Origin of the sequence: Nocardia harenae NBRC 108248 (assembly GCF_001612885.1) — a bacterium.
GTDB classification, from domain to species: Bacteria; Actinomycetota; Actinomycetes; order Mycobacteriales; family Mycobacteriaceae; genus Nocardia; species Nocardia harenae.
Genome location: NZ_BDBH01000002.1, coordinates 393,373 through 417,288, shown reverse-complemented (window position 1 = coordinate 417,288; position 23,916 = coordinate 393,373). Strand labels below are relative to the sequence as shown.

16 protein-coding genes and 1 tRNA gene are annotated in these 23,916 nt (G+C 72.3%); 6 read left to right on the top strand and 11 right to left on the bottom strand.

Features of this window, described 5'->3' with window-relative positions; translation table 11 throughout:
* The first annotated feature begins 177 nt into the window (after nt 1-177).
* Nucleotides 178-260, top strand: a tRNA-Leu gene (locus NH2_RS04810).
* A 52-nt stretch (nt 261-312) separates the two neighbouring features.
* Here the strand turns inward: NH2_RS04810 and NH2_RS04805 are convergent.
* Nucleotides 313-957 carry a class I SAM-dependent methyltransferase gene (locus tag NH2_RS04805; RefSeq protein ID WP_067648667.1) on the bottom strand — a complete coding sequence of 215 codons (645 nt, stop codon included), beginning with the start codon at nt 955-957 and terminating at the stop codon, nt 313-315.
* A 65-nt stretch (nt 958-1,022) separates the two neighbouring features.
* Nucleotides 1,023-1,625, bottom strand: coding sequence for a TetR-like C-terminal domain-containing protein (locus NH2_RS04800; RefSeq protein WP_084505218.1), 603 nt, complete (start codon nt 1,623-1,625; stop codon nt 1,023-1,025).
* 90 nt (nt 1,626-1,715) lie between these two features.
* Between NH2_RS04800 and NH2_RS04795 the strand changes: the two genes are divergently transcribed.
* A complete protein-coding gene (locus NH2_RS04795) occupies nt 1,716-3,878 on the top strand; it encodes an MMPL family transporter (protein WP_067648661.1) in 2,163 nt (720 codons plus the stop codon).
* Between the two features lie 952 nt (nt 3,879-4,830).
* On the opposite strand, the gene NH2_RS04790 is transcribed toward NH2_RS04795, so the two are convergent.
* On the bottom strand, nt 4,831-5,799 hold the full coding sequence (locus NH2_RS04790; protein WP_067648658.1) for a stage II sporulation protein M: 969 nt from the start codon (nt 5,797-5,799) through the stop codon (nt 4,831-4,833).
* A gap of 44 nt (nt 5,800-5,843) precedes the next feature.
* Here NH2_RS04790 and NH2_RS04785 point away from each other — a divergent pair, with 44 nt between their 5' ends.
* Nucleotides 5,844-6,800 (top strand): RDD family protein, encoded by a 957-nt coding sequence (locus NH2_RS04785; protein WP_084505248.1) that lies wholly within the window; start codon nt 5,844-5,846, stop codon nt 6,798-6,800.
* A 103-nt stretch (nt 6,801-6,903) separates the two neighbouring features.
* Here NH2_RS04785 and NH2_RS04780 read toward each other — a convergent pair whose 3' ends face one another.
* The 6 genes from NH2_RS04780 to NH2_RS04755 form a co-directional block, all read right to left on the bottom strand.
* A complete protein-coding gene (locus tag NH2_RS04780) occupies nt 6,904-8,193 on the bottom strand; it encodes a DUF58 domain-containing protein (RefSeq protein WP_067648655.1) in 1,290 nt (429 codons plus the stop codon).
* Between the two features lie 2 nt (nt 8,194-8,195).
* Entirely contained in the window at nt 8,196-9,179 is a 984-nt protein-coding gene (locus tag NH2_RS04775) for an AAA family ATPase (protein WP_067648652.1), read from the bottom strand.
* Nucleotides 9,176-10,246 (bottom strand): DUF4129 domain-containing protein, encoded by a 1,071-nt coding sequence (locus NH2_RS04770; protein ID WP_067648649.1) that lies wholly within the window; start codon nt 10,244-10,246, stop codon nt 9,176-9,178. The genes NH2_RS04775 and NH2_RS04770 overlap by 4 nt, the downstream gene beginning before the upstream one ends.
* Entirely contained in the window at nt 10,243-11,106 is an 864-nt protein-coding gene (locus tag NH2_RS04765) for a hypothetical protein (RefSeq protein WP_157103600.1), read from the bottom strand. The genes NH2_RS04770 and NH2_RS04765 overlap by 4 nt, the downstream gene beginning before the upstream one ends.
* Nucleotides 11,107-11,115: 9 nt before the next feature.
* Nucleotides 11,116-12,693: an adenylate/guanylate cyclase domain-containing protein gene (locus tag NH2_RS04760; protein ID WP_067648642.1), complete on the bottom strand. Its 1,578-nt coding sequence runs from the start codon at nt 12,691-12,693 to the stop codon at nt 11,116-11,118.
* Between the two features lie 92 nt (nt 12,694-12,785).
* Nucleotides 12,786-14,366, bottom strand: coding sequence for a DUF4407 domain-containing protein (locus tag NH2_RS04755; protein ID WP_067648640.1), 1,581 nt, complete (start codon nt 14,364-14,366; stop codon nt 12,786-12,788).
* An 866-nt stretch (nt 14,367-15,232) separates the two neighbouring features.
* Here NH2_RS04755 and gltB point away from each other — a divergent pair.
* The 3 genes from gltB to NH2_RS04740 all read left to right on the top strand — a co-directional run bounded on the left by gltB (nt 15,233) and on the right by NH2_RS04740 (nt 22,778).
* A complete protein-coding gene (gltB, locus tag NH2_RS04750) occupies nt 15,233-19,885 on the top strand; it encodes a glutamate synthase large subunit (protein WP_067648637.1) in 4,653 nt (1,550 codons plus the stop codon).
* 125 nt (nt 19,886-20,010) lie between these two features.
* Entirely contained in the window at nt 20,011-21,480 is a 1,470-nt protein-coding gene (locus tag NH2_RS04745) for a glutamate synthase subunit beta (RefSeq protein ID WP_067648634.1), read from the top strand.
* Nucleotides 21,481-21,875: 395 nt separating this feature from the next.
* Nucleotides 21,876-22,778: a cutinase family protein gene (locus NH2_RS04740; RefSeq protein ID WP_084505217.1), complete on the top strand. Its 903-nt coding sequence runs from the start codon at nt 21,876-21,878 to the stop codon at nt 22,776-22,778.
* 194 nt (nt 22,779-22,972) lie between these two features.
* On the opposite strand, the gene NH2_RS04735 is transcribed toward NH2_RS04740, so the two are convergent.
* Both NH2_RS04735 and NH2_RS04730 read right to left on the bottom strand, forming a co-directional pair.
* The gene (locus tag NH2_RS04735; protein ID WP_067648631.1) at nt 22,973-23,587 is read right to left on the bottom strand and encodes a histidine phosphatase family protein; all 615 of its coding nucleotides are present in this window, start codon (nt 23,585-23,587) and stop codon (nt 22,973-22,975) included.
* Nucleotides 23,588-23,606: 19 nt separating this feature from the next.
* Complete coding sequence (locus tag NH2_RS04730) at nt 23,607-23,825, bottom strand: hypothetical protein (RefSeq protein ID WP_067648628.1); 219 nt, start codon at nt 23,823-23,825, stop codon at nt 23,607-23,609.
* Nucleotides 23,826-23,916 lie beyond the last annotated feature (91 nt).

Here is a 23,916-nt window from a genome sequence, read left to right as displayed (position 1 = left end):
ACAACTGGGTGGCGTGTCGCCGTTCGAGCACGTTCACTGCATGATATCCACGATCCTCCACCCCTGTAACTCTTGGAAAGCCCGGGAGGTTCCCGGGTCGGTCAAGGACTGGTCACAGCCTGTCAACAGGCGATTTCGGTTTCGCCGAGGCTGCGTGATACGGTCTTCGAGTCGCTCGGGCGAGTGGCGGAATGGCAGACGCGCTGGCTTCAGGTGCCAGTGTCCGTAAGGACGTGGGGGTTCAAGTCCCCCTTCGCCCACAGATCGAGAAACCCGGTCCGTCGGACCGGGTTTCCGCGTCTCCGGGGCCGCTCACCCCGCCGCGCGCCGCCCGGCGAGCACGTGGAACGGGATCGCGGTGCCCTCCGGGCTGCTGCGCTGCACCCGGAAGCCGCTCTGCTCCAGCGCGCCCGCCACCTCGTCGGTGCTGCGCAGCCGGAAACCGTGCGCGGTGAAGGGCAGCTTCGCCATCGCCTCCGGGTCGCCGATGCCGACCACCGCGACCCCGCCGGGGCGGACGGTCCTGGCGAGTTCGGTGAAGGCGGCGGCCACGTCGTCGACGAAGTACACCGTGTTGACGGTGATCGCGGCGTCGAGCACGCCGTCCCGCAGCGGCAGCGCGGTGAGCGAGCCCTCCGCCACCTGCAGGGTGCCGGAGCGCACCTGCGGCGCGAACCGCTTGCGCGCGCTCGCGATCATGTCGGGGGAGATCTCGACGCCGTGCACGATGCCGCTGGAGCCGACCTTGTCCAGCAGCATGGCCAGCCCGGCGCCGCCGCCGAAGCCGAGGTCGGCCACGGTCGCTCCGGGCGCGATGCCCGCCGCGGCGACGGCGGCCGCCACCGCGGGGCGATTGCTCCGGTTCAGCATCCCGGCGACCACGGTGCCGAGGATTCCGTGCGGATTGCCGAGTTGCCCGGCCAGGGTGCCGAGGGCGCGAGCGCGCAGACCTGCCATACCGCCATGCTAGCGAGCCGGGCCCGCGGTGAATCGCGCTCTGCGCGGCTGGGACTCGGCCCCCGTCAGCGGGCGGCGGGGCCGGTGGCGAGGCCGCGCGCGACCACCCCGACCACGGCATCGATCGCCGCGTCCCGCTCCAGCCAGGAGAAGACCCCGTCCAGCAGCAGCGCGGCCACGCCGTGCACCGCGGACCAGGCGGCGATCTCGGCGTCGGGGCGGTCCTCGGGTGCGGTGTACCCCGTCGCCACCAGCTCGTCCAGGAGCGTGGACAGCAGCGCGAAGGCGGGCTCGTCACCGGCGAGCGCGCCGGTGTTGGCCGGCGCGCAGAAGGCGGTGCGGAAGAGCCCCGGCTCGCGCAGCGCGAAGGTGATGTAGCCGCGGCCCGCGGCGCGCAGCCGCTCGATGGCGGGCGCGCCCGGGTCCACCTCGGCCGACATGGCGGTGAAGAGCGTGCGCTGGGCCTGCTGCTGGGCCGCCTGCAGCAGCGCCTCCTGGTTGGTGAAGTGCCGGTACGCCGCCGTCGGCGTCACCCCGACCTCGCGCGCCGCGGCCCGCACCGTCACCGCGGCTGGCCCGCCGCCGACCGCCAGCGCGCCCGCCGCCTGGATCAGGGCATTGCGCAGGTCGCCGTGGTGGTAGACGCCCGCAGGCTTCTTCTTCGTCACCCGATCGATGTTGACGCCCGTACACATCGTATGGCAAGTTAACGCCCACAAAGTTTATGGATGTACACATTGAGGGAGCGGGGAAACGGGATGTTCGAGAAACTCGGTGGATTCGTCGTCCGCCACGCGCGACTGGTGCTGATCGCGGGCGTGCTCGCGCTGATCGCGGGCGGGCTGCTCGGCGCCACCGCCTTCGGCAAGATGCAGTCCGGCGGCCAGACCGATCCCGGCGCCGAGTCCAGCCTGGCCGCGAATCGGCTCGCCGCGGAGTTCGGGGCCGACAGCGACTACGTCTTCCTGGTCACCGCCGAGCGCGGCATCGATGACCCGGAGGCAGCGGCGGCGGGGCGGGCGCTGGCCGCGCGGCTGGCCGCCGACGACCGGCTGGTGAACGTGGTCTCGTACTGGGACACCGGCTCGCCTGCCATGCGCGCCGCGGACGGCGGCGCGGCGGTGGTGCTGGCCGGGAACGCCGCGACCGACCCGGCCGAGCAGGACCGCGTCGCCACGGAGATCGTGGCCACCTACCAGGCAGCCGGGCCACCGGTGCGGGTGCTGGTCGGCGGCGGCTCCGCCGTCTTCCACGCGATCTCCGAGCAGATCGGCTCGGATCTGGCGCTGGCCGAGGCCATCGCGGTGCCGCTCATCCTGATCCTGCTCGTCCTCGCCTACGGCAATGTGGTGGCCGCGCTGCTGACCCTGGTCGTCGGCGGTATCGCCATCCTCGGCACCTTCGCCGAGCTCTCGGTGCTCGGCTCGATCACCGACGTCTCGATCTACGCGGTCAACCTCACCACCGGGCTCGGCCTCGGCCTCGCCGTCGACTACGGCCTGCTCATGGTCGCGCGGTTCCGGGAGCAGCGGTCGGCGGGCCGGAGCCCGGACGAGGCGGTGGCGGGCGCCGTCGCCACCGCGGGCCGCACCATCGCCTTCAGCGCCGCGACGGTGGTGGCCGCGCTGGCCGCGCTGGTGATCTTCCCGCAGTACTTCCTGCGCTCCTTCGCCTACGGCGGCATCGGCGTGGTGGCGATCGCCGCGGTGGCAGGTGTCGTGGTGCTGCCCGCGCTGCTCGCGGTGCTCGGCCCGCGGGCGGATGCCTGGCGGGTGCCCGGCGTGCGCGGCATCCGCGGCGAGGCGGCGCCGTTCTGGCGGCGGGTGGCCGGTTTCGCGCTGCGCCGCCCGGTGCTGGCCGGGCTGCCGGTGCTTGCCCTGCTGCTGCTGGCCGCCGCGCCGCTGCTCGACGTGCGGTTCGGCACCCCGGACGACCGGGTGCTCCCGGCGAGCACCGAGGTGCGGCAGGTCGGCGACGCCATGCGTGCGGACTTCGGCGGCGGCGACCTCAACTCGCTGACCGTGGTGACCACCGGCGCGGTCGCCCCGGACGCCCTCGCCGGGTACGCCGCCGCGCTCTCGGCGGTGCCAGGGGTGACCCAGGTCGATTCCGCGGCGGGCAGCTTCGCCGGCGGCGCGCTGCGGGCGAGCTCGCCCGCCGACGCCCGCTTCGCCAGGCCCGATGCCGAGCGGCTGACCGTGCTCACCGAGTTGGACCGTGAATCGGCGCAGGCCCGCGAGCTGGTCGACCTGGTGCGGGCGGTGCCGGGCCCGGCGGGGACTACCGCACTGGTCGGCGGCCAGGTTGCGGAGCTGCGGGACAGCTTGGCCTCGATCGGGTCACGGTTGCCCTACGCCGTCGGCTGGATCGTGATCTCCACCTTCGTGCTGCTCTTCCTCTTCACCGGGAGCGTGGTGCAGCCGCTGCGCGCCCTGGTCTCCAATGCGCTCAGCCTGGCTGCCACGCTCGGGCTCATGGTGTGGATCTTCCAGCAGGGGCACTTCGCGGGGCTGCTCGGCTTCACCCCCGCGCCGCTGGACGTCTCCATGCTGCTGCTGCTCTTCTGCATCACCTTCGGGCTGTCGATGGATTACGAGGTCTTCGTGATCAGCCGGATCAAGGAGCTGCGTGATTCCGGCCTGGGCGACGAGGAGGCGGTGGTGCAGGGGCTGGCCCGGACCGGGCGGCTGGTGACCACGGCCGCGGCGCTCATCTCGATCAGCTTCCTCGCCTTCGTGGTGAGCGATGTGCGGTTCATCCAGTTCTTCGGCCTCGGCGCCGGGCTCGCCATCCTGATCGACGCCACCCTGGTGCGCGGCGTGCTCGTGCCGGTGACCATGCGGCTGCTCGGCCGGGCGGCCTGGTACGCGCCGCGCCCGCTGCGGCAGGTGCACGGCCGCTTCGGCCTGGCCGAGGCGTGACGACGGGTTCCAGAAGCTGATCTTGATTTCTGCCCGCACAACCGGACTCCGAGTCGGTTGTGCGGGCAGAATCTGGACGGACCCGGTCTCCGCTACCTTCGGACGATCATGAGGTCGCCCAGCGCGACCCGAGTTTCACAGAGTGTCCAGCGCGGGGTCCGTCAATCGTTCGCGTTAACGGCGGTTCCAATCGTTTCCGCAGGTCGCGGTCTGGGTGAGGCAAAGATCACACTGCGGATTCGGGTTGCGGTAGCGGTGCTCGGAGGGGGCTGCGGCGGGGGTCTTCGGGGGTGCTTCACAGGTGGCGTCAGCCGCGGTCGTACAGATGCAAGTACATCTGCGTGAACCATCGTGGACACGGCGTGTAGTGAATTGCATCTGGAACCAACTCGAGGTCTTTTTCCGTGCGATCAATCGGCGGCAACCTCCGTGAACGACCGGAAAACCCCTGGTGAAGTGGGGTGACGTCGAAACATTCCAATTCCCGATATCCGGTCCCGCAAACCCTCGTGCGGGGCCAACGGGAGGAGGGGAGCGTGCGTCGGGAAGCTCCACCGCGAGGGCTGGAGATGGCGTTTCCGGGGCCGCTTCGGCTCGGCCTCGCAGGTGCGGAAACGACCCGGCCGCGGAGGTTGCCGGCGGGCTGCCGCACCCCTGCTGACCTCGGCGGGGAGGGTTGCGTCCAGATAACGACTGTGTAGAGTTGTCGGTAACGCTGGCCGCAGTTGAGCGGCGACTCGCTGCGGCCAGCGCAACTCAATGGGGGAGCAGGGAATTCGTCCCAACAGGAACCTCGGTGCAGGCCCGTTCGCGGCCCCGTGGTAGCGCTCCCGGAACCCTCGCTTTTCCCCTCGTTTCCCGATGCGGCTGCTCGGAGTTGGCTGGGATGCGGGATTCGGTTCGCGGGATGGTGTCGTGAGATGTGCCGGATGCTAGTTCTGGGACGAGTTCCTCAGGACGCGAGTGCCTTCCGGTCGGCGGCCGCCGCGGCCCGCCGGCCGGGGCCGAAGACGTAGGCGAGGAAGGCGATCTCGGCGGCCAGCCCCACCCCGATGCGCAGCGGTGCGGGCCAGCCGCTCGGGGTCACGAAGCCCTCCAGCAGGCCGGAGACGAACAGCACGAGCACCAGGCCGAGCGCGATGGTCGCGGTGGCCCTGCCCTGCCTGGCGGCGGCCTCGATCCGGCTCAGCCTGCCCGGGTCGACAATGGTCCAGCCCAGCTGGAGCCCGGCGCCGCCGGCCACGAAGACCGCGGTCAGCTCCAGCATGCCGTGCGGCAGGATGAAGCCGAAGAAGGCGTCGAGCCGGCCCGCGTCGGCCATCAGCCCGCCGCTCACGCCCACGTTCACCGCGTTCATCACCAGCACGTAGACCGCGGGCAGGATGAGTGCGCCGGTGAAGAGCGCGACGGCGGCGACCAGGGCGTTGTTGGTCCACACCTGGGCGGCGAAGGCGTCGTTCGGGTGCTCCGAGTAGTAGGACTCGAAGGCGCCGCCCGCGTCGGTGAGGTGCGAGGTGTCGGACGGCAGGCCGAGCGCCCTGCGCGCGGAGCCCGAGCCTGCCACCCAGCCCGCCACGCCGGTGGCGACCGCGAGGAAGAGCAGCGTCACCGACGCCCACCACGGCCATGCGCGGTAGACCGCGGCCGGGAAGCGGTGCGTGAAGAACCGGCCGACCTGCGCCCAGTTGTCCGAGCGGGTGCGCAGCACCCGGCCGCGGGCCCTGGTCAGCACCGCACTCAGCCCGGCGACCAGCTCGGGGTCGGGGCTGTGCTGCTGCAGCCGGGCCAGCTGCTGCGAGGTGAGGCGGTAGCGGGCGAGCAGCTCGTCCACCTCCTGGCCGGTCAGGCGGCGCTTGGTGGCCAGCTCGTCGAGCCGGGCCCAGGACCGGCGATGGGTGTAGCCGTACGCGTCGACGTCCATTCGGTTGCCTCCCAGTCCCGCCGGTAGCAAGAATGCTAGGCGACATGGCTGCCTTCACCACGGGCGAAGCGGTCGCGCTCGAACTGCCGATCGCCCGCATCCCGACCCGCGCCACCGCGTTCCTCGTCGACGTGGTGCTCCAAGTCGTGCTCGCGCTGCTCGCGGCGGGCGGGTTGCTTGTGCTCGGCAGCAGGTACGACCTCGACTCCGCCTGGTTCGACGCGCTCGTCGTCGTGCTCATCGTCGGCGTCCTGATCGGCTATCCGGTGCTCTGGGAGACGCTGACCACCGGGCGCACGCCGGGCAAGTTCGTGCTCGGGCTGCGGGTGGTGCGGGCCGACGGTGGGCCGGTGGACCTGCGGCACACGCTGACCCGCGGGCTGGCCGGGGCCATCGTCGACTTCTGGCTGCTCGGGGTGTTCGGTGCGGTCGCGGTGCTCACCTCGCTCTGCTCGCCGAACGCGCGGCGGGTGGGGGATGTGCTCGCGGGCACCGTCGTCGTGCACGCGCAGCGGCGGCTGCCGCTGCCCGCGCTCGCGGTGCCGCCGCCGTGGCTGGCGGAGTGGGTCGCGCGCACCGACCCGACCGCGCTGCCCGACGATCTGGCGCTCGCGGTGCGCCGGTACCTCACTCGTCTGCCCGACCTCACCCCCGCCGCCGCGCACGAACTCGGGGTCGCGCTGGTGCGCGCGGTCTGCGCCGCGCTCGGCGTTCCCGCTCCGGGCGCGCTGCCGCCGGTGCAGATTCTGGGCGCCGTCGTCGCCGAGCGGCAGCGGCGGGCGCTGCCCGGGTTGCGCGGTCCGGTGCTCGTGCCGGGGGCCGGGAACGGTCTCTGGGCGGCGACGCCCCAGCCCGCGCCGATCGGTGCGGCGCCGGGCGGGCCGTCGCCGTGGAGTCCGCAGGGGGCGCTGCCGAGCCATGGCCTCGGGCTACCCGGCGCGCCGCCGAGCAGGACCGCGAGTGGCCCGCAGGGCGGGAACGGCTTCCCGCCGCCGCGCTGACCACGGCAGGCACCGCTGACCAGGAGTCCGCTCCGCTGGTCGCGGCCCTCCGATCTGGTTACCGACCTATCGCCGCGCAGCGCCTGACGGCAGGGCTGGGGCCCTACAGCGTCCCGGACTGCTTGAGCTCCAGGTACTCGTCCGCGAGCGCCTCCGGCAGCCGCTCCGGCCCGGCCGCGACAATGGCATACCCGCCGCGCCGCAGCGCCTCGGTGACCACCGCGCGCTCAGCCAGCACCTGCTCGGCGGCGGCCGCCGTGTACGGATCACGTCCGCGCCCGGCCACCGCGGCCGCGATCTCCGGATCGGTCACCGAGACCAGCAGCACCCGGTGCCTGCGGGCGAGCACCGGGAGCACCGGGAGCAGGTTCTCCCGGACGGCGGCGCCGTCGAGCGCGGTGAACAGCACCATGAGGCTGCGCCTGCGGCTGCGCCGGATGGCGGCGCGCACCAGCCCGGCGCAGTCGGTGTCCACCAGCGCGGGGGTGATCCCGGCGGTGGCGTGCAGCAGCCGCTGCTGCAGCTTGTTCCCGGTGACCGCGCGCACCTCGGCGCGCACCTCGCGGTCGAAGGCGAGCAGGTCGACGGTGTCGCCCGCCGCCGCGGCGAGCCCGCCGAGCAGCAGCGCCGCCTCGATGGCGGCATCCAGCCTGGTCCCGTCGCCGACCCGGCCCGCGGCCTGCCGCCCGGTATCCATGAGCAGCACCACGTGCCGGTTGCGCTCCGGCCGCCAGGTGCGGACCAGCACGTCGGTGGCGCGGGCGGTGGCGCGCCAGTCGATGGCGCGCACGTCGTCCCCGGCCACGTACTCCCGGAAGGAGTCGAACTCGGTGCCCTGGCCGCGCAGGTTCGCGACATTGCGGCCCTCCAGGTGCTGCAGCCGCTTCACCGCCGAGCGCAGCAGCTTCTCCGCGCGGAAGGCGGGCAGCGCCCGCACCCGGGCAGGCGCCGCGTACCGGAACTGCCTGCCCGCCAGCCCGAGCGGGCCGCGCAGCCGCACCGTCACCGGTCCGGCGGCGCGGTCGCCGCGGTAGGTGGGGGTGAGCGTGGTGCGCAGCCGGGTGGTGGTGCCCGCGGGCAGGTCGAGCGGGTGCTCGCGGCCGGCGGCGCGGGCGCTCTCCGGCCAGTCGTCCCAGAGCGTGCCGCGCGCGGGACGGCCGCCGGTATTGGTGACCATCAGCTCGACGCTCGCCTCCCGGCCGAGCCGGACCGTGGTGATCGGGGACCGGCGCAGCGTCAGCTCGTCCCGGCGGGGCAGCGCGAGCACGTCGACGAGCAGCGCGAAGGCGAGCGCGGCGGTGGCCGCGAGCACGCCGATCCAGGAGGGAAGCAGCAGCGCGACGAGCAGCCCGAGCAGCGCCGCCGCGGCCGCCGTCCGGCCGGTGACGACCATCGCTAGACCGGCACCGGGACGGCGTGCAGCAGCGCCGCCATCACCGCCTCGGTGCTGGCGCCGTCCAGCTCCGCCTCCGGCTTCAGCTGCAGCCGGTGTCGCAGCACCGCGACCGCGACCACCTTGACGTCGTCCGGGGTGACGAAGCCGCGGCCGTTCAGCCAGGCGAAGGCGCGGGCCGCGGCCATCAGCGCGGTGGCGCCGCGGGTGGAGGCGCCGTGCTGGACGGCGGGTGCGGTGCGGGTGGCCCGGCACAGGTCGACGATGTAGGCGAGCACCTCGGGGGCGAGCGTCACCTGGGAGATGGCGGCGCGCCCGGCCGCCACGTGCGCGGCGCCTGCCACCGGGCGCAGTCCCGCGGCGTTCAGGTCGCGCGGGTCGAAGCCGCCTGCGTGCCGGTGCAGGATGCGGAACTCGTCGTCCCGGCCGGGCAGGTGGATGTCGACCTTGAACAGGAAGCGGTCCAGCTGTGCCTCCGGCAGCGGGTAGGTGCCCTCCTGCTCGATCGGGTTCTGCGTGGCGACCACGACGAACGGATCGGGCAGCGGGCGCGGAGTCCCGTCCACCGACACCTGCCGTTCTTCCATCGACTCCAGCAGCGCCGACTGGGTCTTCGGCGGGGTGCGGTTGATCTCGTCGGCGAGCAGCAGGTTGGTGAAGACCGGGCCCTGCCGGAAGGTGAACTCGGCCGAGTGCGGGTCGTAGATCTGTGACCCGGTGACGTCGCCCGGCATCAGGTCGGGGGTGAACTGCACCCGGGTGTGCGTCAGGTCGAGCGCGGTGGCCAGTGCGCGGACCAGCAGCGTCTTCGCCACGCCCGGCACGCCCTCCAGCAGCACGTGGCCGCGGCAGAGCAGGGCGAGCACCAGGTACATGACGGCGTCGTCATTGCCGACCACCGCCTTTCCGATCTCGCCGCGCAGCGCGGTGAACGCGGCGTGCGCGTCCGCCGCCGTCGGCGTGTGCGTGGTGTCCGTGCTGGTCATCCGAGCTCCGCTTCGATCAGATCAAGGTGGGTGGCGACATGGTCGAGGGTGGCCGCGTCCGGCACCGGGCCGTACAGCGCGGCGTACAGCGGCGCGGGCTCCGCGCCGAGCCGGGCGGCGAGCACCGCGACCACCCGCTCCTGGCCGTCCTGCGGGTGCAGCCCGAGCCGCGGCCGGACCCGGCGCAGCGTGGCCCGGCGCAGCGTGGCCGCGAGGTGCTCGTGGTCGCCGGAGCGGCGGTACAGCGCGGCCTGCCCGGCCAGCAGCTCGTTGGCCCGCACCTCCACCGGGCGCGGCTCGCCGACCAGTGCGCCGCGCCGCCTGGCCCGCCACCAGACCAGCACCGCCGCCGCGATCAGCAGCTGCAGCCCGCCGAAGGCGGGCGGGGCCGGGAGGCGGCTGAAGATGGAGTCCGAACCGGGGCCGAAGCCGGGGAAGTCGATGTCGTCCGGGTAGTCGGTGGGCGGCGGGAGTTCGGGCGGGGGTGGCTGCGGCGGGCTCGTCGGCGCGCCGCAGCCCTGGAGCAGGGCGTAGAGCAGGAAGCCGATGGCGATCGCGGCGGCCAGCGCGCCCCAGAAGCGCGGGTTGCGCAGGAGCCGGGGTACTTCCGGCCGGGCGCGGCGGCGCCTGCGGCGGGGGCTCTCGACCTCGGGCCGCTCCGCCGGCTCCGGCGCCGGTGGGGGTGCGGCCGCGGAGTAGTGGTCGGCGTACTCGAGGTGCCGGTACTCGTCCTCGGTGGCGCGCCTGCCGCCGTAGACGACCTCGTCGAAGGAGCCTGCGGCCGGGTGCAGCGGGGTCGCGGATTCCAGGGGGAGGGTGGTGGAGGCGTCGTCCGCCGTCTCCTGCGCGGTGCGCGAGCGGCGGACCTCGAGCGTGCCGTTCTGCTCCAGGCCGCGCAGGACCGCGCGGAACCGCTCGCGCAGCGCGGTGTCGAAGTCGCGGCGCGCCGCCGCCGCCTCGGACGCGGCGCGGTGCTCGGCCGCGGGGCCGAGCCGCGGCGGGGCGGGCGCGTCGGCGCGGCCGTCGGATCCGTTCACCTCGGGGCGCTTGCCCAGATCCGGGCTCATCGGGGGCCGCCCGCGACCACGATGTCCCACCCCTCGCGGCGGCAGCGCCGGTCGACGTAGCAGACCACCCGCCCGGCGGCGTCGATCAGCTCGCCGATCGCGGCGATCAACAGCGCACCACCGGTGAGCAGCAGGATCACCGCCGAGCGGTGGGTGCCGGTGTAGTCGGAGAGGTAGAGCGGGATGGCGAGCAGCGGCACCGCGAGCACGGTGAGCAGCAGCATCCGGCAGAGCCAGAGCCAGGCGAGCGACCAGCTCGCGCGGTCGGCGAGCAGCCGGGAGCGGGCCACCGCCGCCGCGTACGGCAGCTGCTCGCCGAGCAGCAGCGGGATCACCAGGTAGTACCGCGCCCGCAGGTAGGCGAGCCAGAGCACGCCTGCCCCTCCGGTCAGCGGGAGCACGATCCCGCCGACCAGCACGCCGACCGGGGTGAACCAGAGCTGGTAGCGCAGCAGCCCGCCGAGCCGGGGGCGCAGCCCGGCCAGCGCGGCCACCGGCCCCTCCTTGCGGCCGCGCAGCGTGGCGAGGCCGAGCGCGACGGTGCAGCCCCGGATCAGGAAGCGCAGCAGCAGGATCGCGACCGCGGCGCCGAGCACGGCGCCCCAGCCGACGCTGGAGTCGGTGCCGCCGCCGAGTTCGGAAAAGAGCGCCGTCACCGCGAAGACCAGCGCCTCGCCCAGCGCGACCCCGGCGGCGGTGAGCACCGCGAGCGCGACGACGTTCGCCTGGATCAGCGCGAACGGCTCGTCCAGCTGTTCGCGGAAGCTGAGCGGGCGCACCGGGACCGTCGTGCCAGGGGAGCCTGGTACCGGATCACCTCCCACCCCGACGGCACCGGCCGGGGCAGCGGCAGGTGACACGCGGCGAGTCTAACCGGAGGGGCGGGCCAGCCGCGTCGGCTCCGGACGCCCGCGCAGCGTCACCGATTCGCCGAGCTCCCAGCGCGCGGCCTCGGCCGGGTCGGCGGCGCGCACCGTGCTCTCCGAGCTGAGGACCAGCAGCGGCTCCCGCTTGGCGAGCTCGCAGAGCCGGGCCGCCTGGTTCACCGCGTCGCCGATCACGGTGAACTCGTAGCGCTGCCGCGCCCCCACATTGCCCGCGACCACCCGCCCGGCCGCGACCCCGACGGCGGCGGTGAAATCGGTGTGGCCGACCAGTCTTTCCCGGATCGCGCGGGCACAGGCCAGCGCCGACCCCGCCGCGTCGGCGAGCGGCGCCGGGGTGCCGAAGACCGCGAGCGCGGCATCGCCCTCGAACTTGTTCAGCAGCCCGCCGTGGTGCTCCACCTCGGCCACCACCACGTCGAAGAAGCGGTTCAGAATCGCGACGATCTCCGGCGCGGGTTTGCTGGCGGCCATGGCGGTGGAGCCGACGATATCGATGAAGAGCGTGGCGGCGTCGGTCTCCATGCCGCCGAGCACCGGGTCGCGCGCCAGCGCCGCGGCGGCGACCTCGCGGCCGACGTGCCTGCCGAACAGGTCCCGGATCTGTTCGCGCTCGCGCAGTCCGGACACCATGCGGTTGAAGCCGCTCTGCAGCTCGCCGAGCTCGGTGCCGTCGTAGACCACGACGGCGGCGTCCAGGCTGCCGTCCTCGACCAGCCGCAGCGCCCGGCGCACGCCGTTGATCGGCGCGACCGTGGCGGAGAGCGTCTGCGCCAGCAGCACGAAGCCGAATACCAGGGTGGCGCCGCCGAACGAGAGCACGCACACCGCGAGCCGCGCCGCGCTGACATCGTCCCTGGCCAACGCCAGGATGGCGACCACCATGGTGCCCGCGACCGGCACGCCGGAGCCGAGCATCCAGACCAGCAGGGTACGGCCGAAGACGCCGATGCCACGGCGTCGCCTGGTCGGCGCGGCGTCCAGCACCCGCGCGGTCACCGGCCGCAGCGCGAACTCGATGAGCAGGTAGCTGTTGGCGCACACCACGATGGCGCTGAACGCGATGCCGAGCGCGACCTTGGGGATGAACCGCGGGTCGGCCAGCCCGGCGAGCACGGTGAGCAGCGTGACCCCGCCGAGCCAGAGCGCCGCCTGGTAGAGCACCAGCGTGCGCGGCACCCGTCCGGCCGCGATCTGCTCGGCCTCGGTCGGCACGTGGTCGGGGTCGATGGCCCAGCGCAGCGCGCGCAGCCCGCCGGTGGTGCCCCACCAGACCCCGATCAGGATCGCGACCAGCGCGTAGACCGGGGCCGCGATCACGCTGAGCAGCAGCTCACCGGTGAAGACCGACGGTCCGGGCAGCACGAAGCCGACCAGCGCGACCGAGACGACGATGCCGACGAAGTTCGCCAGCACGATGGAGACGGTGAGCAGCCCCTGGATCCGGAGCCGGCGCAGCCCGGCCGGCTCCTCCACGGTGCCGAGCAGCGGGGAGCCCCACGGCGCGCCGACCACCGTCGGCTCGGCCGGGGCCGGGTGCGCCGCGGCGTCAGTGTCGGGCATATCGGTCACCGATGGTCATGGACGCAGCCTAGAGACCGGGTAGCGCGCCCGGCTCGGGCTCACCGCGCAGCGGCGGGAGGGGTCGGTCCGGTTCACCGGGAGGGGAGGGCGCGCCGCTGCGCCGCGGCGACGGCGTCCGGCTCGGCGGGGTACCCGGCGCCGGCTGCCGAGTCGGGCTCGTGCCGGGCGGCGGTCTTCCGCAGGGAGATGTCCGGGGGTGGCACGGTGGCCACGACCGGGTGCTCCGGCTCGATGTCCAGCACCGCTCCGACCCGAACGGTGCGGGTGCGCCGCACGGTGAAGGTGATCTCCTCCCGCTCCTCCAGCGCTCGCACCGCGATCCGCAGTGGCTGCGCCGCGGTGCCGATGGCGTCGGCGACGACGCCGGGAACGAACGGCCGGAAGAGCCGGACGGCGGTGCCGGAGAACGGCACCGTGCCGAGCACCGGCAGCCGCACGGCATCGGGGTCGACGCGCGCGGGCAGGTCGGTCGCCCGCACCGGCTCCACCGTGCGCGCGGCGGGCAGCGCGGCCGGACCCTCCGGGTTACCCGGCAGGGCGAGCTCGGCCCCGGCCTCCTGCGGCGACGGCTCGGTGATCCCGATCTCCAGCCCGCCGATGGCCGCGATCACGCGGGTGCGCTGCCGCTCCCGATCGATCGCGGTATCCGCCTCGGCGACCAGCTCGGCGGCGGTGAGCTCCTGCTCCGCCCGAACCCGCTCGGTCTCGGTGCGGGTCCGCGCGCGCTGCACCGCGATGGCGGCGTCGGCCTCCCGCTCGGCCCGGTCGCGCACCAGGTCGGCGGCGATCCTGCGGTCGAAGGTGGTGTCACCGCGCCAGCGCCGAAGCAGCAGCGGCAGCAGTGCGAGCGCCACGAAGACCAGCAGGCCGAGCAGCCGCGGCAGCAGCGCCGCGCTCTCGTTCATGGCCGACCAGCGGGCGCCGAGCCCGCGATCGGTCCCGGTCGCCGCCGCGGTCGCGCCCAGCTCCTGCTCGGCGGTGCGAACCCGCTGGTCCAGGGCGGGCGCCCGCTGCTCGGCGGTGGCAAGCCTGGCGCGCGCGTCGGCGAGCAGCTCGTTGGCGGTCCGCGCCTCGGGGCCGTCGCCGGGCACCCCGGTGATCCTGGTGTCCGGGCAGCCGGGGCCGGGGTTGAACTCACACCGCGCGGTGACGAGAGCGGTGTCGATATCGGCGCGCGCGGTGGCGATGGCGGCGTCCAGCGCGGTGCGCTCGGCGCGGGCCAGCTCCAGCTCGGCGCGCGCGGCGGTGACCGCGGGGCCGGCCTCGGCCGCGGCGTGCGCGCGGTCGTCGAGCGTGCGGTCGACGGCGCCGGCGAAGAGCACGGTCGCGGCGAGTTCGGCGACGACGACGCCGGTCAGCACCGCGAGCAGCGCGCGCCCCGCGGTGCCGAGCGGGTCCGGCATCCGGCCCGGCCGCGCGGTGGCGCCCGTGCGCCCGACCAGGGCGGCGAAGACGGTGGCCGCGGCACTCGCCACGATCGCACCGGCGAGCGGAAGCGCGGGAATCGTGGCCGCGGCGGTGACCCCGCCCGCGACCAGGGCGAAGCCGAGCACGGCAGCACCGGTGGTGACGTACCCGGAGCGCTCGTGCGGCAGCGCGGGGGCGTCGGCCGGCGCTCCGCCGAGCCGGGTGAACAGTCCGGTCACGGTCATGGACTCCACATCCTCCGTGTCGGTGGCGGACCGGGGCGATCACAGAGTGACAGCATCCGGCCGACGCTTCGAGGGATGTGCGCGGCGATGTGGTCAGGTTCACACGGAATTGCTTGCCCCGCAGCGGGACAGGGTGCCGTTCGTGGACCGGCCGCCCGGTCTGTGGTGAACCCCACTCGACGTGGTAGCCGAAAGTGTGCTGTATTCCGCACCGGAACAAAGATGCCGGACGGTCGGATCGCGTCACCCGCTTGTCACATCCCTGTCATATCCGTCTCAGCCAGCACCTTTCCGAGTTAGCCGCGGCGCGGCTGGTTTGTACTCCCCGCCTCGGGGGAAGTCTGTATCGACGCAGGTGGGCGCTGCTTCTTCGGTTCCGCACCCGGGTTTCGACGCCGAAACCCGGGTGCGTCGCGCCGCTGGCACGCAGTGCCAGGGGATCGATCGACGCGCGAGCCCTGCCTTACACTGGACTACGCGCACAAAGTGGAGGACCGCATGAAGAAGCCCAGCTAGACCTGATTTCCGTTGAATCTGAGTTGGTTGGGCCTCGGACCTGACTTATCGTTTGCTCTTACGCCGGACACCGTCCGGCCTGTCGCCCCGCGCGCCGCAGCCCCGAGTCGGTGCTCAGGTAGCGGGCGGCCACCCGCACGGAGGTAGCGATCGCCCCAGCGCTCGTTACCGCCGAGCAGCCCACACGTAACACCCTGCGGGTGGACAACTGGAGACGTGACTGCACGCCGAGACCATCAGCGCGGCTGGATTCGGACCGTACGGACGCAGTCTTGACCAGGCGTTCGAACGAGAAGGCCGCTACTGCGATGGCCCCGCTCCTCGATCGCCTACTTCCTGAAGGCAGAGGCATGACGCAACTTCCCGGCCACCGGTCACCCGGACCCATCGGTCTCTACGATCCGGCGAACGAGCACGACGCCTGCGGTGTCGCGTTCGTCGTCGACATGCACGGCCGCCGCAGCCGCGACATCGTCGACAAGGCTATTACGGCTCTGTTGAACCTGGAGCACCGTGGTGCCGCGGGCGCCGAGCCGAACTCCGGTGACGGCGCAGGCATCCTGATCCAGCTTCCGGACCGCTTCTTCCGCGCCGTGGCCGGCTTCGAGTTGCCCCCCGAAGGCTCCTACGCCTCCGGCATCGCCTTCCTGCCGCAGGCCCGCCGCGAGGCGGCGCGGGCCGCGTACCGCGTGGAGAAGATCGTCAAGGAGGAGGGGCTCGAGGTCGTCGGCTGGCGCGACGTGCCGATCGACGAGACCTCGCTCGGCGCGCTCGCCCGCGACGCCATGCCGACCTTTCGGCAGATCTTCATCGCCTCCCCGAAGAATTCCGCCGAGCAGCTCGCGGGCATGGAGCTGGAGCGCAGGGCCTACGTGGTGCGCAAGCGGGTCGAGCACGAGCTCGGCAAGCAGGGCGCGGGCGAGGGCGCCACCGGCAGGGAGACGGTCTACTTCCCGAGCCTGTCCGGGCAGACCTTCGTCTACAAGGGCATGTTCACCACCCCGCAGCTGCGCGCCTTCTACCTGGACCTGCAGGACGACCGGGTGGAGAGCGCGCTCGGCATCGTGCACTCCAGGTTCTCCACCAACACCTTCCCCTCCTGGCCGCTGGCGCACCCGTTCCGCCGGGTGGCGCACAACGGCGAGATCAACACCGTCACCGGCAACGAGAACTGGATGCGCGCGCGCGAGGCGCTGCTGCGCAGCGAGGTGTTCGGCGTCGACCAGGCGGGCAAGAACCGGCTGGAGAAGATCTTCCCGGTCTGTACGCCGGGGGCCAGCGACACCGCCCGCTTCGACGAGGTGCTCGAGCTCCTGCACCTCGGCGGCCGCAGCCTCCCGCACGCCGTGCTCATGATGATTCCCGAGGCATGGGAACGCAACGAGACCATGGACCCGGCGAACCGGGCGTTCTACCAGTACCACTCCATGCTGATGGAGCCCTGGGACGGCCCGGCCTCGGTCTGCTTCACCGACGGCGAGGTCGTCGGCGCCGTGCTCGACCGCAACGGCCTGCGCCCGAGCCGGATCTGGGTCACCGAGGACGGCTTGGTCGTGATGGCCTCCGAGGTCGGCGTGCTCGACATCGACCCGGCCAAGGTGGTCAGGAAGGTCCGGCTGCAGCCGGGCCGGATGTTCCTGGTCGACACCACCCAGGGCCGGATCGTCGGCGACGAGGAGCTCAAGGCCACGCTGGCCGCCGAGCACCCGTACCAGGAATGGCTGGACGCGGGCGTCAAGAAGCTCTCCGACCTGCCCGACCGGCCGCACGTGCACATGTCGCACGACCGGGTGCTGATCCGCCAGCAGATCTTCGGCTACACCACCGAGGAGCTGAACCTGCTGCTCTCGCCGATGGCGAAGACCGGCGGCGAGGCGCTCGGCTCGATGGGCACCGACACCCCGATCGCGGTGCTCTCCGCGCGGCCCCGGCTGCTCTTCGACTACTTCTCGCAGATCTTCGCGCAGGTCACGAACCCGCCGCTGGACGCGATCCGGGAAGAGGTCGTCACCAGCCTGAAGCGCAACCTCGGCCCCGAGGGCGACCTGCTGCACCCGAGCCCGGAGTCGTGCAGGCAGATCGCCATCGAGGGCCCGATTCTGGACAACGACGAGCTCGCCAAGCTGGTGCACATCAACGACGACGGCTCGCAGCCGGGGCTGCGCTCGGTGGTCGTGCGCGGGCTGTACCCGGTCGCCAAGGGCGGCAAGGGGCTGCGCGAGGCGATGCGGGCGATCAACATTCAGGTCTCGGCGGCGATCGAGGGCGGGGCGCGGATCATCGTGCTCTCCGACCGCGAGTCCAACGAGAAGCTGGCGCCGATCCCGTCGCTGCTGCTCACCGCCTCGGTGCACCACCACCTGGTGCGCGAGCGCACCCGCACCATGGTCGGGCTGATCGTGGAGGCCGGTGACGCCCGCGAGGTGCACCACATGGCCACCCTGGTCGGCTTCGGCGCGGGCGCGGTGAACCCGTACATGGCCTTCGAATCGCTGGAGGACATGCTGGAGCGCGGCGCGCTCACCATGCCCGGCAGCACCGGCGACTTCCAGGCCGATTACCGCAAGGCCGTCGCCAACTACATCAAGGGCGCGGGCAAGGGCGTGCTCAAGGTGATGTCCAAGATGGGCATCTCCACCCTCGCCTCCTACAACGGCGCGCAGCTCTTCCAGGTCATCGGCCTGGCGCAGGAGCTGGTCGACGAGTACTTCACCGGGCTGCGCTCGCACCTGGACGGCATCGGGCTGGACGAGATCGCCGCCGACGTGGCGGCGCGGCACGGCGTCGCCTTTCTGGAGAACCGCAACGAGCGCGCGCACCGCGAGCTCGAGGTCGGCGGCGAGTACCAGTGGCGCCGCGAGGGCGAATACCACCTGTTCAACCCGGACACCGTCTTCAAGCTGCAGCACGCCACCCGCAGCGGGCAGTACTCGGTCTTCAAGGAGTACACCAAGCTGGTCGACGACCAGTCCGAGCGGCTGGCCTCGCTGCGCGGGCTCTTCCAGTTCCGCAAGGGTGCGCGCTCGCCCATCCCGATCGAGGAGGTCGAGTCCGCCACCGCGATCGTCAAGCGCTTCTCCACGGGCGCGATGAGCTACGGCTCCATCTCGGCCGAGGCGCACGAGACGCTGGCCATCGCCATGAACCGGCTCGGCGGCCGCTCCAACTCCGGCGAGGGCGGCGAGCACCCGGCCCGCTTCGAGGTCGAGGAGAACGGCGACTGGCGACGCAGTGCGATCAAGCAGGTGGCCTCCGGCCGCTTCGGCGTGACCGCGCACTACCTGACCAACTGCAGCGACATCCAGATCAAGATGGCCCAGGGCGCCAAGCCGGGCGAGGGCGGCCAGCTGCCCGCGCACAAGGTGTACCCGTGGGTCGCCGAGGTGCGGCACTCCACGCCGGGCGTCGGGCTGATCTCGCCGCCGCCGCACCACGACATCTACTCCATCGAGGATCTGGCGCAGCTGATCCACGACCTGAAGAACGCGAACCCGCAGGCGCGGATTCACGTGAAACTCGTCGCGGAGCCCGGCGTCGGCACCGTCGCCGCCGGCGTCTCCAAGGCGCACGCCGACGTGGTGCTGATCTCCGGGCACGACGGCGGCACCGGCGCCTCGCCGCTCACCTCGCTCAAGCACGCGGGCGGGCCCTGGGAGCTCGGCCTCGCCGAGACCCAGCAGACGCTGCTGCTCAACGGGTTGCGCGACCGGATCGTCGTGCAGGTCGACGGTCAGATGAAGACCGGCCGCGACGTCATGATCGCCGCGCTGCTCGGCGCCGAGGAGTACGGCTTCGCGACCGCGCCGCTGGTGGTCTCCGGCTGCATCATGATGCGCGTCTGCCACCTGGACACCTGCCCGGTGGGCGTGGCCACGCAGAACCCGGTGCTGCGCGAGCGCTTCACCGGCAAGCCGGAGTTCGTCGAGAACTTCTTCCTCTACATCGCCGAGGAGGTGCGCGAACTGCTGGCCTCGCTCGGCTTCCGCACCCTGGACGAGGCGATCGGCCGGGTCGACCTGCTCGACACCAGCAAGGCCAAGCAGCACTGGAAGGCGAGCAAGCTCGACCTCTCGGCGATCCTGGACGACGTCGAGACGGCGTTCATGTACCAGGATCGCCGCTGCACCAAGACCCAGGATCACGGCCTGGACAAGGCGCTGGACCAGCAGCTCATCACGCAGAGCCGGGATGCGCTGGAGCGCGGCAAGGCGGTGAAGTTCGAGACCAAGATCTCCAACGTGAACCGCACCGTCGGCACCATGCTCGGCCACGAGGTGACCAAGCTCTACGGCGGCGCCGGGCTGCCCGACGACACCATCGACATCACCTTCACCGGCTCCGCGGGCAACAGCTTCGGCGCCTTCGTGCCCGCAGGCATCACGCTGCGGGTGCAGGGCGATGCCAACGACTACGTCGGCAAGGGGCTCTCCGGCGGCCACCTGGTGGTCCGGCCCTCGCCGAACGCGCCCGCCGATTTCGTGGCCGAGGAGAACATCATCGCGGGCAACGTGATCCTGTTCGGCGCGACCAACGGCAAGGCGTTCATCAGCGGCGTCGTCGGCGAGCGGTTCGCGGTGCGCAACTCGGGCGCCGTCGCGGTGGTCGAGGGCGTCGGCGACCACGCCTGCGAGTACATGACCGGTGGCCGGGTGGTGATCCTCGGCGAGACCGGGCGCAACTTCGGGGCAGGCATGTCCGGTGGCGTCGCCTTCGTCTACGACCCGGACGGCACCTTCGCCGCGAAGGTGAACCCGGAGCAGAGCGAGGCGCTGGAGCAGCTCTCCGGTGACGACTTCACCTGGCTGCGCGATGCCATCACCGAGCACCGCGAGCAGACCGGTTCCGCGGTGGCCGATCGCATCCTCGGCGATTGGTCGCAGCAGGTGAACCACTTCGTGAAGGTCATGCCGCGCGAGTACAAGAAGGTCCTGTTGGCGATCTCCGAGGCCGAGAAGGCGGGCCGGGACGTCGACGCTGCGATCATGGAGGCCGCTCGTGGCTGACTTTCCCCGCGTTCAAGACTGTTGGCCCGCCGTGAGAGGCGAAGGTACGGGGCCGCTCGTGGCTGACTTTCCCGCCGTTCAAGACTGTTGGCCCGCCGTGAGAGGCGAAGGTAAGGAGGCCGCTCGTGGCTGACCCCCAGGGTTTTCTGAAGCACACCGCGCGGGAGCTGCCCAAGCGGCGCCCGGTCCCGCTCCGGCTCATGGACTGGAAGGAGGTGTACGAGGAGAAGTTCTCCCACGACACCCTCCGCACCCAGGCCAGCCGCTGTATGGATTGCGGTATCCCGTTCTGTCACAACGGCTGTCCGCTCGGGAACCTGATCCCGGACTGGAACGACCTCGTCTACCGGGACAACTGGCGCGACGCCATCGACCGCCTGCACGCCACCAACAACTTCCCGGAGTTCACCGGGCGGCTGTGCCCGGCGCCGTGCGAGGCCTCCTGCGTGCTCGGGATCAACCAGGACCCGGTGACCATCAAGCAGGTCGAGGTCGAGATCATCGAGAATGCCTTCGACGAGGGCTGGGTGGCCCCGGTCTACCCGACCCGGCTCACCGGCAAGAAGATCGCCGTCGTCGGCTCCGGCCCCGCCGGGCTCGCCGCCGCACAGCAGCTGACCCGCGCAGGCCACACCGTCACGGTGTTCGAGCGCGCCGACCGCATCGGCGGGCTGCTCCGCTACGGCATCCCGGAATTCAAGATGGAGAAGCGCTTCATCGACCGCCGGATGGCGCAGATGGAGGCCGAGGGCACCATCTTCCGGGCCGGCGTGAACGTCGGCGTCGACATCACCGCCGACGAGCTGCGCGAGCGGTACGACGCGGTGGTGCTGGCCGGCGGCGCCACCACCGCCCGCGACCTGCCGATCCCCGGCCGCGAGCTGAACGGCATCCACCAGGCCATGGAGTTCCTGCCCTGGGCCAACCGAGTGCAGCTCGGCGACGACGTCACCGACGCCGACGGCCTGCCGCCGATCCACGCCAAGGGCAAGAAGGTCGTCATCATCGGCGGCGGCGACACCGGCGCGGACTGCCTCGGCACCTCGCACCGGCAGGGCTGCGAGTCGGTGCACCAGTTCGAGATCATGCCGCGCCCGCCGGAGGAGCGCGCCGGCTCCACCCCGTGGCCCACCTACCCGCTCATGTACCGGGTCTCCTCGGCGCACGAGGAGGGTGGCGAGCGCGTCTTCTCGGTCAACACCGAGCGCTTCGTCGGCAGCGACGGCCGGGTCACCGGGTTGCAGGCGCACGAGGTGACGATGGTCAACGGCCGCTTCGAGAAGGTCGAGGGCACCGAGTTCACGCTCGAGGCCGACCTGGTGCTGCTCGCCATGGGCTTCGTCGGCCCGGACAAGGGTGGGCTCCTCACCGACCTCGGCGTCGGCTACGACCAGCGCGGAAATGTCCAGCGCGACAAGGGCTGGGCCACCAACGTCCCCGGCGTCTTCGTCGCAGGCGACATGGGCCGCGGCCAGTCGCTCATCGTCTGGGCCATCGCCGAGGGCCGCGCGGCGGCCGCCGCGGTGGACCGCTACCTGGAGGGTGAGACCGCGCTGCCCGCGCCCATCACCCCCACCATGGTCGCCCAGCGCTGACCTCGATTTTCCCCTGGTAGGGGAAGGCGGGCGCCTGTGGACAACGGAGTCCACAGGCGCCCTTCGCGTTCTCCGTGACCCGGCGATCGGTGTTACATGGAGGCGTGCAGCCTAGGGCTCCGTTGCCCGACGGGGATCCCGCGCTCGCCGGACCGGCGGATGGCGGGCATCGAGGGAATCGGACTAGTCCGGGGTTCGGATGGCACGACCATGGCGGTACCTCTATTGTGGTCGGCGGTGTGCCGGTGATCCTGGGATGGGGTCCGGCGGTGATGGCCCCGGGGTGGCAACTGTTCACCCGCCGTGCACAGGCGTGAAACGCATCGAGGACAGCATCGAGGCGGCAACTTGTCGGGCTCGCTCCTGCGGGGGCAACGGTTTTGGACTGGAGCGGAATGCAGTTGAAGAAGGTCGTCGCGGCACTTGGCGCGTCCGCGGCACTCGTTTCCGGCATGGTGCTCGGCGGTACCGGGTCCGCGGTGGCGGATCCCGGCTGCCCGAGCCTCTACGTGGTCGCGATCCCGGGCACCTGGGAGACCGGCAAGGACAAGGAGCCCGGGCCCGGCATGCTGGCCGGGGTCACCAACAACCTGCCGCGCTCGGCGAAGGTCGACTACGTCACCTACGCCGCCACCGCGTTCCCGTGGGAGGGCGAGGTCTACGGCAACTCCAAGAAGGAGGCCGTGAACAATGCCCGCGGGCTGATCGGCGATATGGCGCGGGCCTGCGGGGCCACCCGGATCGCGCTGGTCGGCTACAGCCAGGGCGCGGACGCCGCGGGTGACCTGGCCGCCGATATCGGCACCGGGCTCGGCGTCGTGCCGCCGGAGCGCATCGCAGGCGTCGGGCTGATCTCCGACCCGCGCCGCTCGCCGACCGACGTGCAGGTGGGGCCGGTGGCCGCGGGCGCGGGCGCGGGCGGGCCCCGGGTGGGCGGCTTCGGCTGGCTGAGCGACCGCACCCGCACCATCTGCGCGGTGGACGACCTGTACTGCGCCACCGCCACCGACGACTTCATCACCCGCTTCGCGGGCTTCCTCGCGATGAGCTCCGAGGCCGATGTCGCGAACCTGGGCCGCTACCAGCAGGAAGCCGGCTCCATCATCAACGACCTGATGGCGCACGGCGGGGTGCCGACGCTGCAGGGCCAGCTCACCGAGTCGGCCAACGAGCAGCGGGTGAAGGACCTGGAGCGGTTCTACCGCTCGCAGTCGCACACCCTGTACGGCAGCTACCGGGTGGAGGGCGGCAAGAGCGCGGTCCGCTGGATGCACGACTGGATCGCCGACATGGCCTGACGGCTCCGTAACCACGACGAAGGCCACCGCCCGATCCGGGTGGTGGCCTTCGTCGTCAGCTCGAAGCGCCGAGCCGGACGGTATCGGCGGGCGCGGCGGCCGAGGGCGGTGCCGGCGAGCTGGCCGACGGGCGAGCAGCGCGTCGGCCAGGGGGTACCGATAATGCGACGAGGCCGGCGGTCCGCTGTGCGGAGTCAGGGCGCCAGGTTGCGCGGCAGCAGATCCCAGACGTGCGCGTTCTCGTTCACCGTCGCGACCCGGCGATCGCCGTTGCGCGAGTACAGGATTCGGGTGATCGAGCAGTAGTCGATCGGGAAAGTGAGCGGGCGCTCGAGATCGAGCACGTCCTGCAGCGTCACGTTCACCACACCGCCGTGCGCGAAGGCGAGCACGGTATCGGCGGGGTCGGTGGCCTTCACCAGGTCGGTGACGACCGCCGCGACCCGGGCCGCGAAGGCGGGGCCGTCGATCTGCTCCGGCAGGTATCCGGCCTTGATCCGCTCGTAGGCGGCGCGGAACTCGGTCTTGGCGTCCTCGATCGGGATGTAGGTGGGTAGGTCGCGGTCGTACTCGGCGAGGTCGTCGAAGACCTCCACCTCCAGGCCGAGCGCGGCCGCCGCGGGCGCCGCCGTCGCCACGGCGCGCCGCTGCGGGCTGCTCACGACCCGGGTGATCCGGTGGTGGTGCCGCAGCGCCCCGGGCACCCGCGCCGCCTGCTCGACCCCGAGCGGGGCCAGCTCCGGGTCGGCGGGCGTGTCGGTGCCCTCGATGCGGACCGGCTGGGCATGGCGGACGAAGATGAGCTGCACCCGTCCACCGTATCCGGCGCTACTGCTGCTTCTTGCGCTTGGTGAGCAGGTAGATGCCGACCACGATGAGCACGACGATCAGCAGGCAGCAGATGCCGCCGAAGATCAGGCCGCCGCCACCGCGTGACTTCTTCTTCTTCTTGGCCGCCTCGTAGTCGATGACCGTGGACAGCACGTCCGGGCTGGCCCAGACCTGCGGGTCGAGCAGCGGAGCCTGGGTGAGCAGGTCGAGATACATGGTGTTCCCCTCGTCGGCGGGTGCGGCTTCCTCCCGGAGCCGGAATTTCTAGGCTAACCGCCGGGTTCGGGCGCGCGGGGCGGTTCCGGGC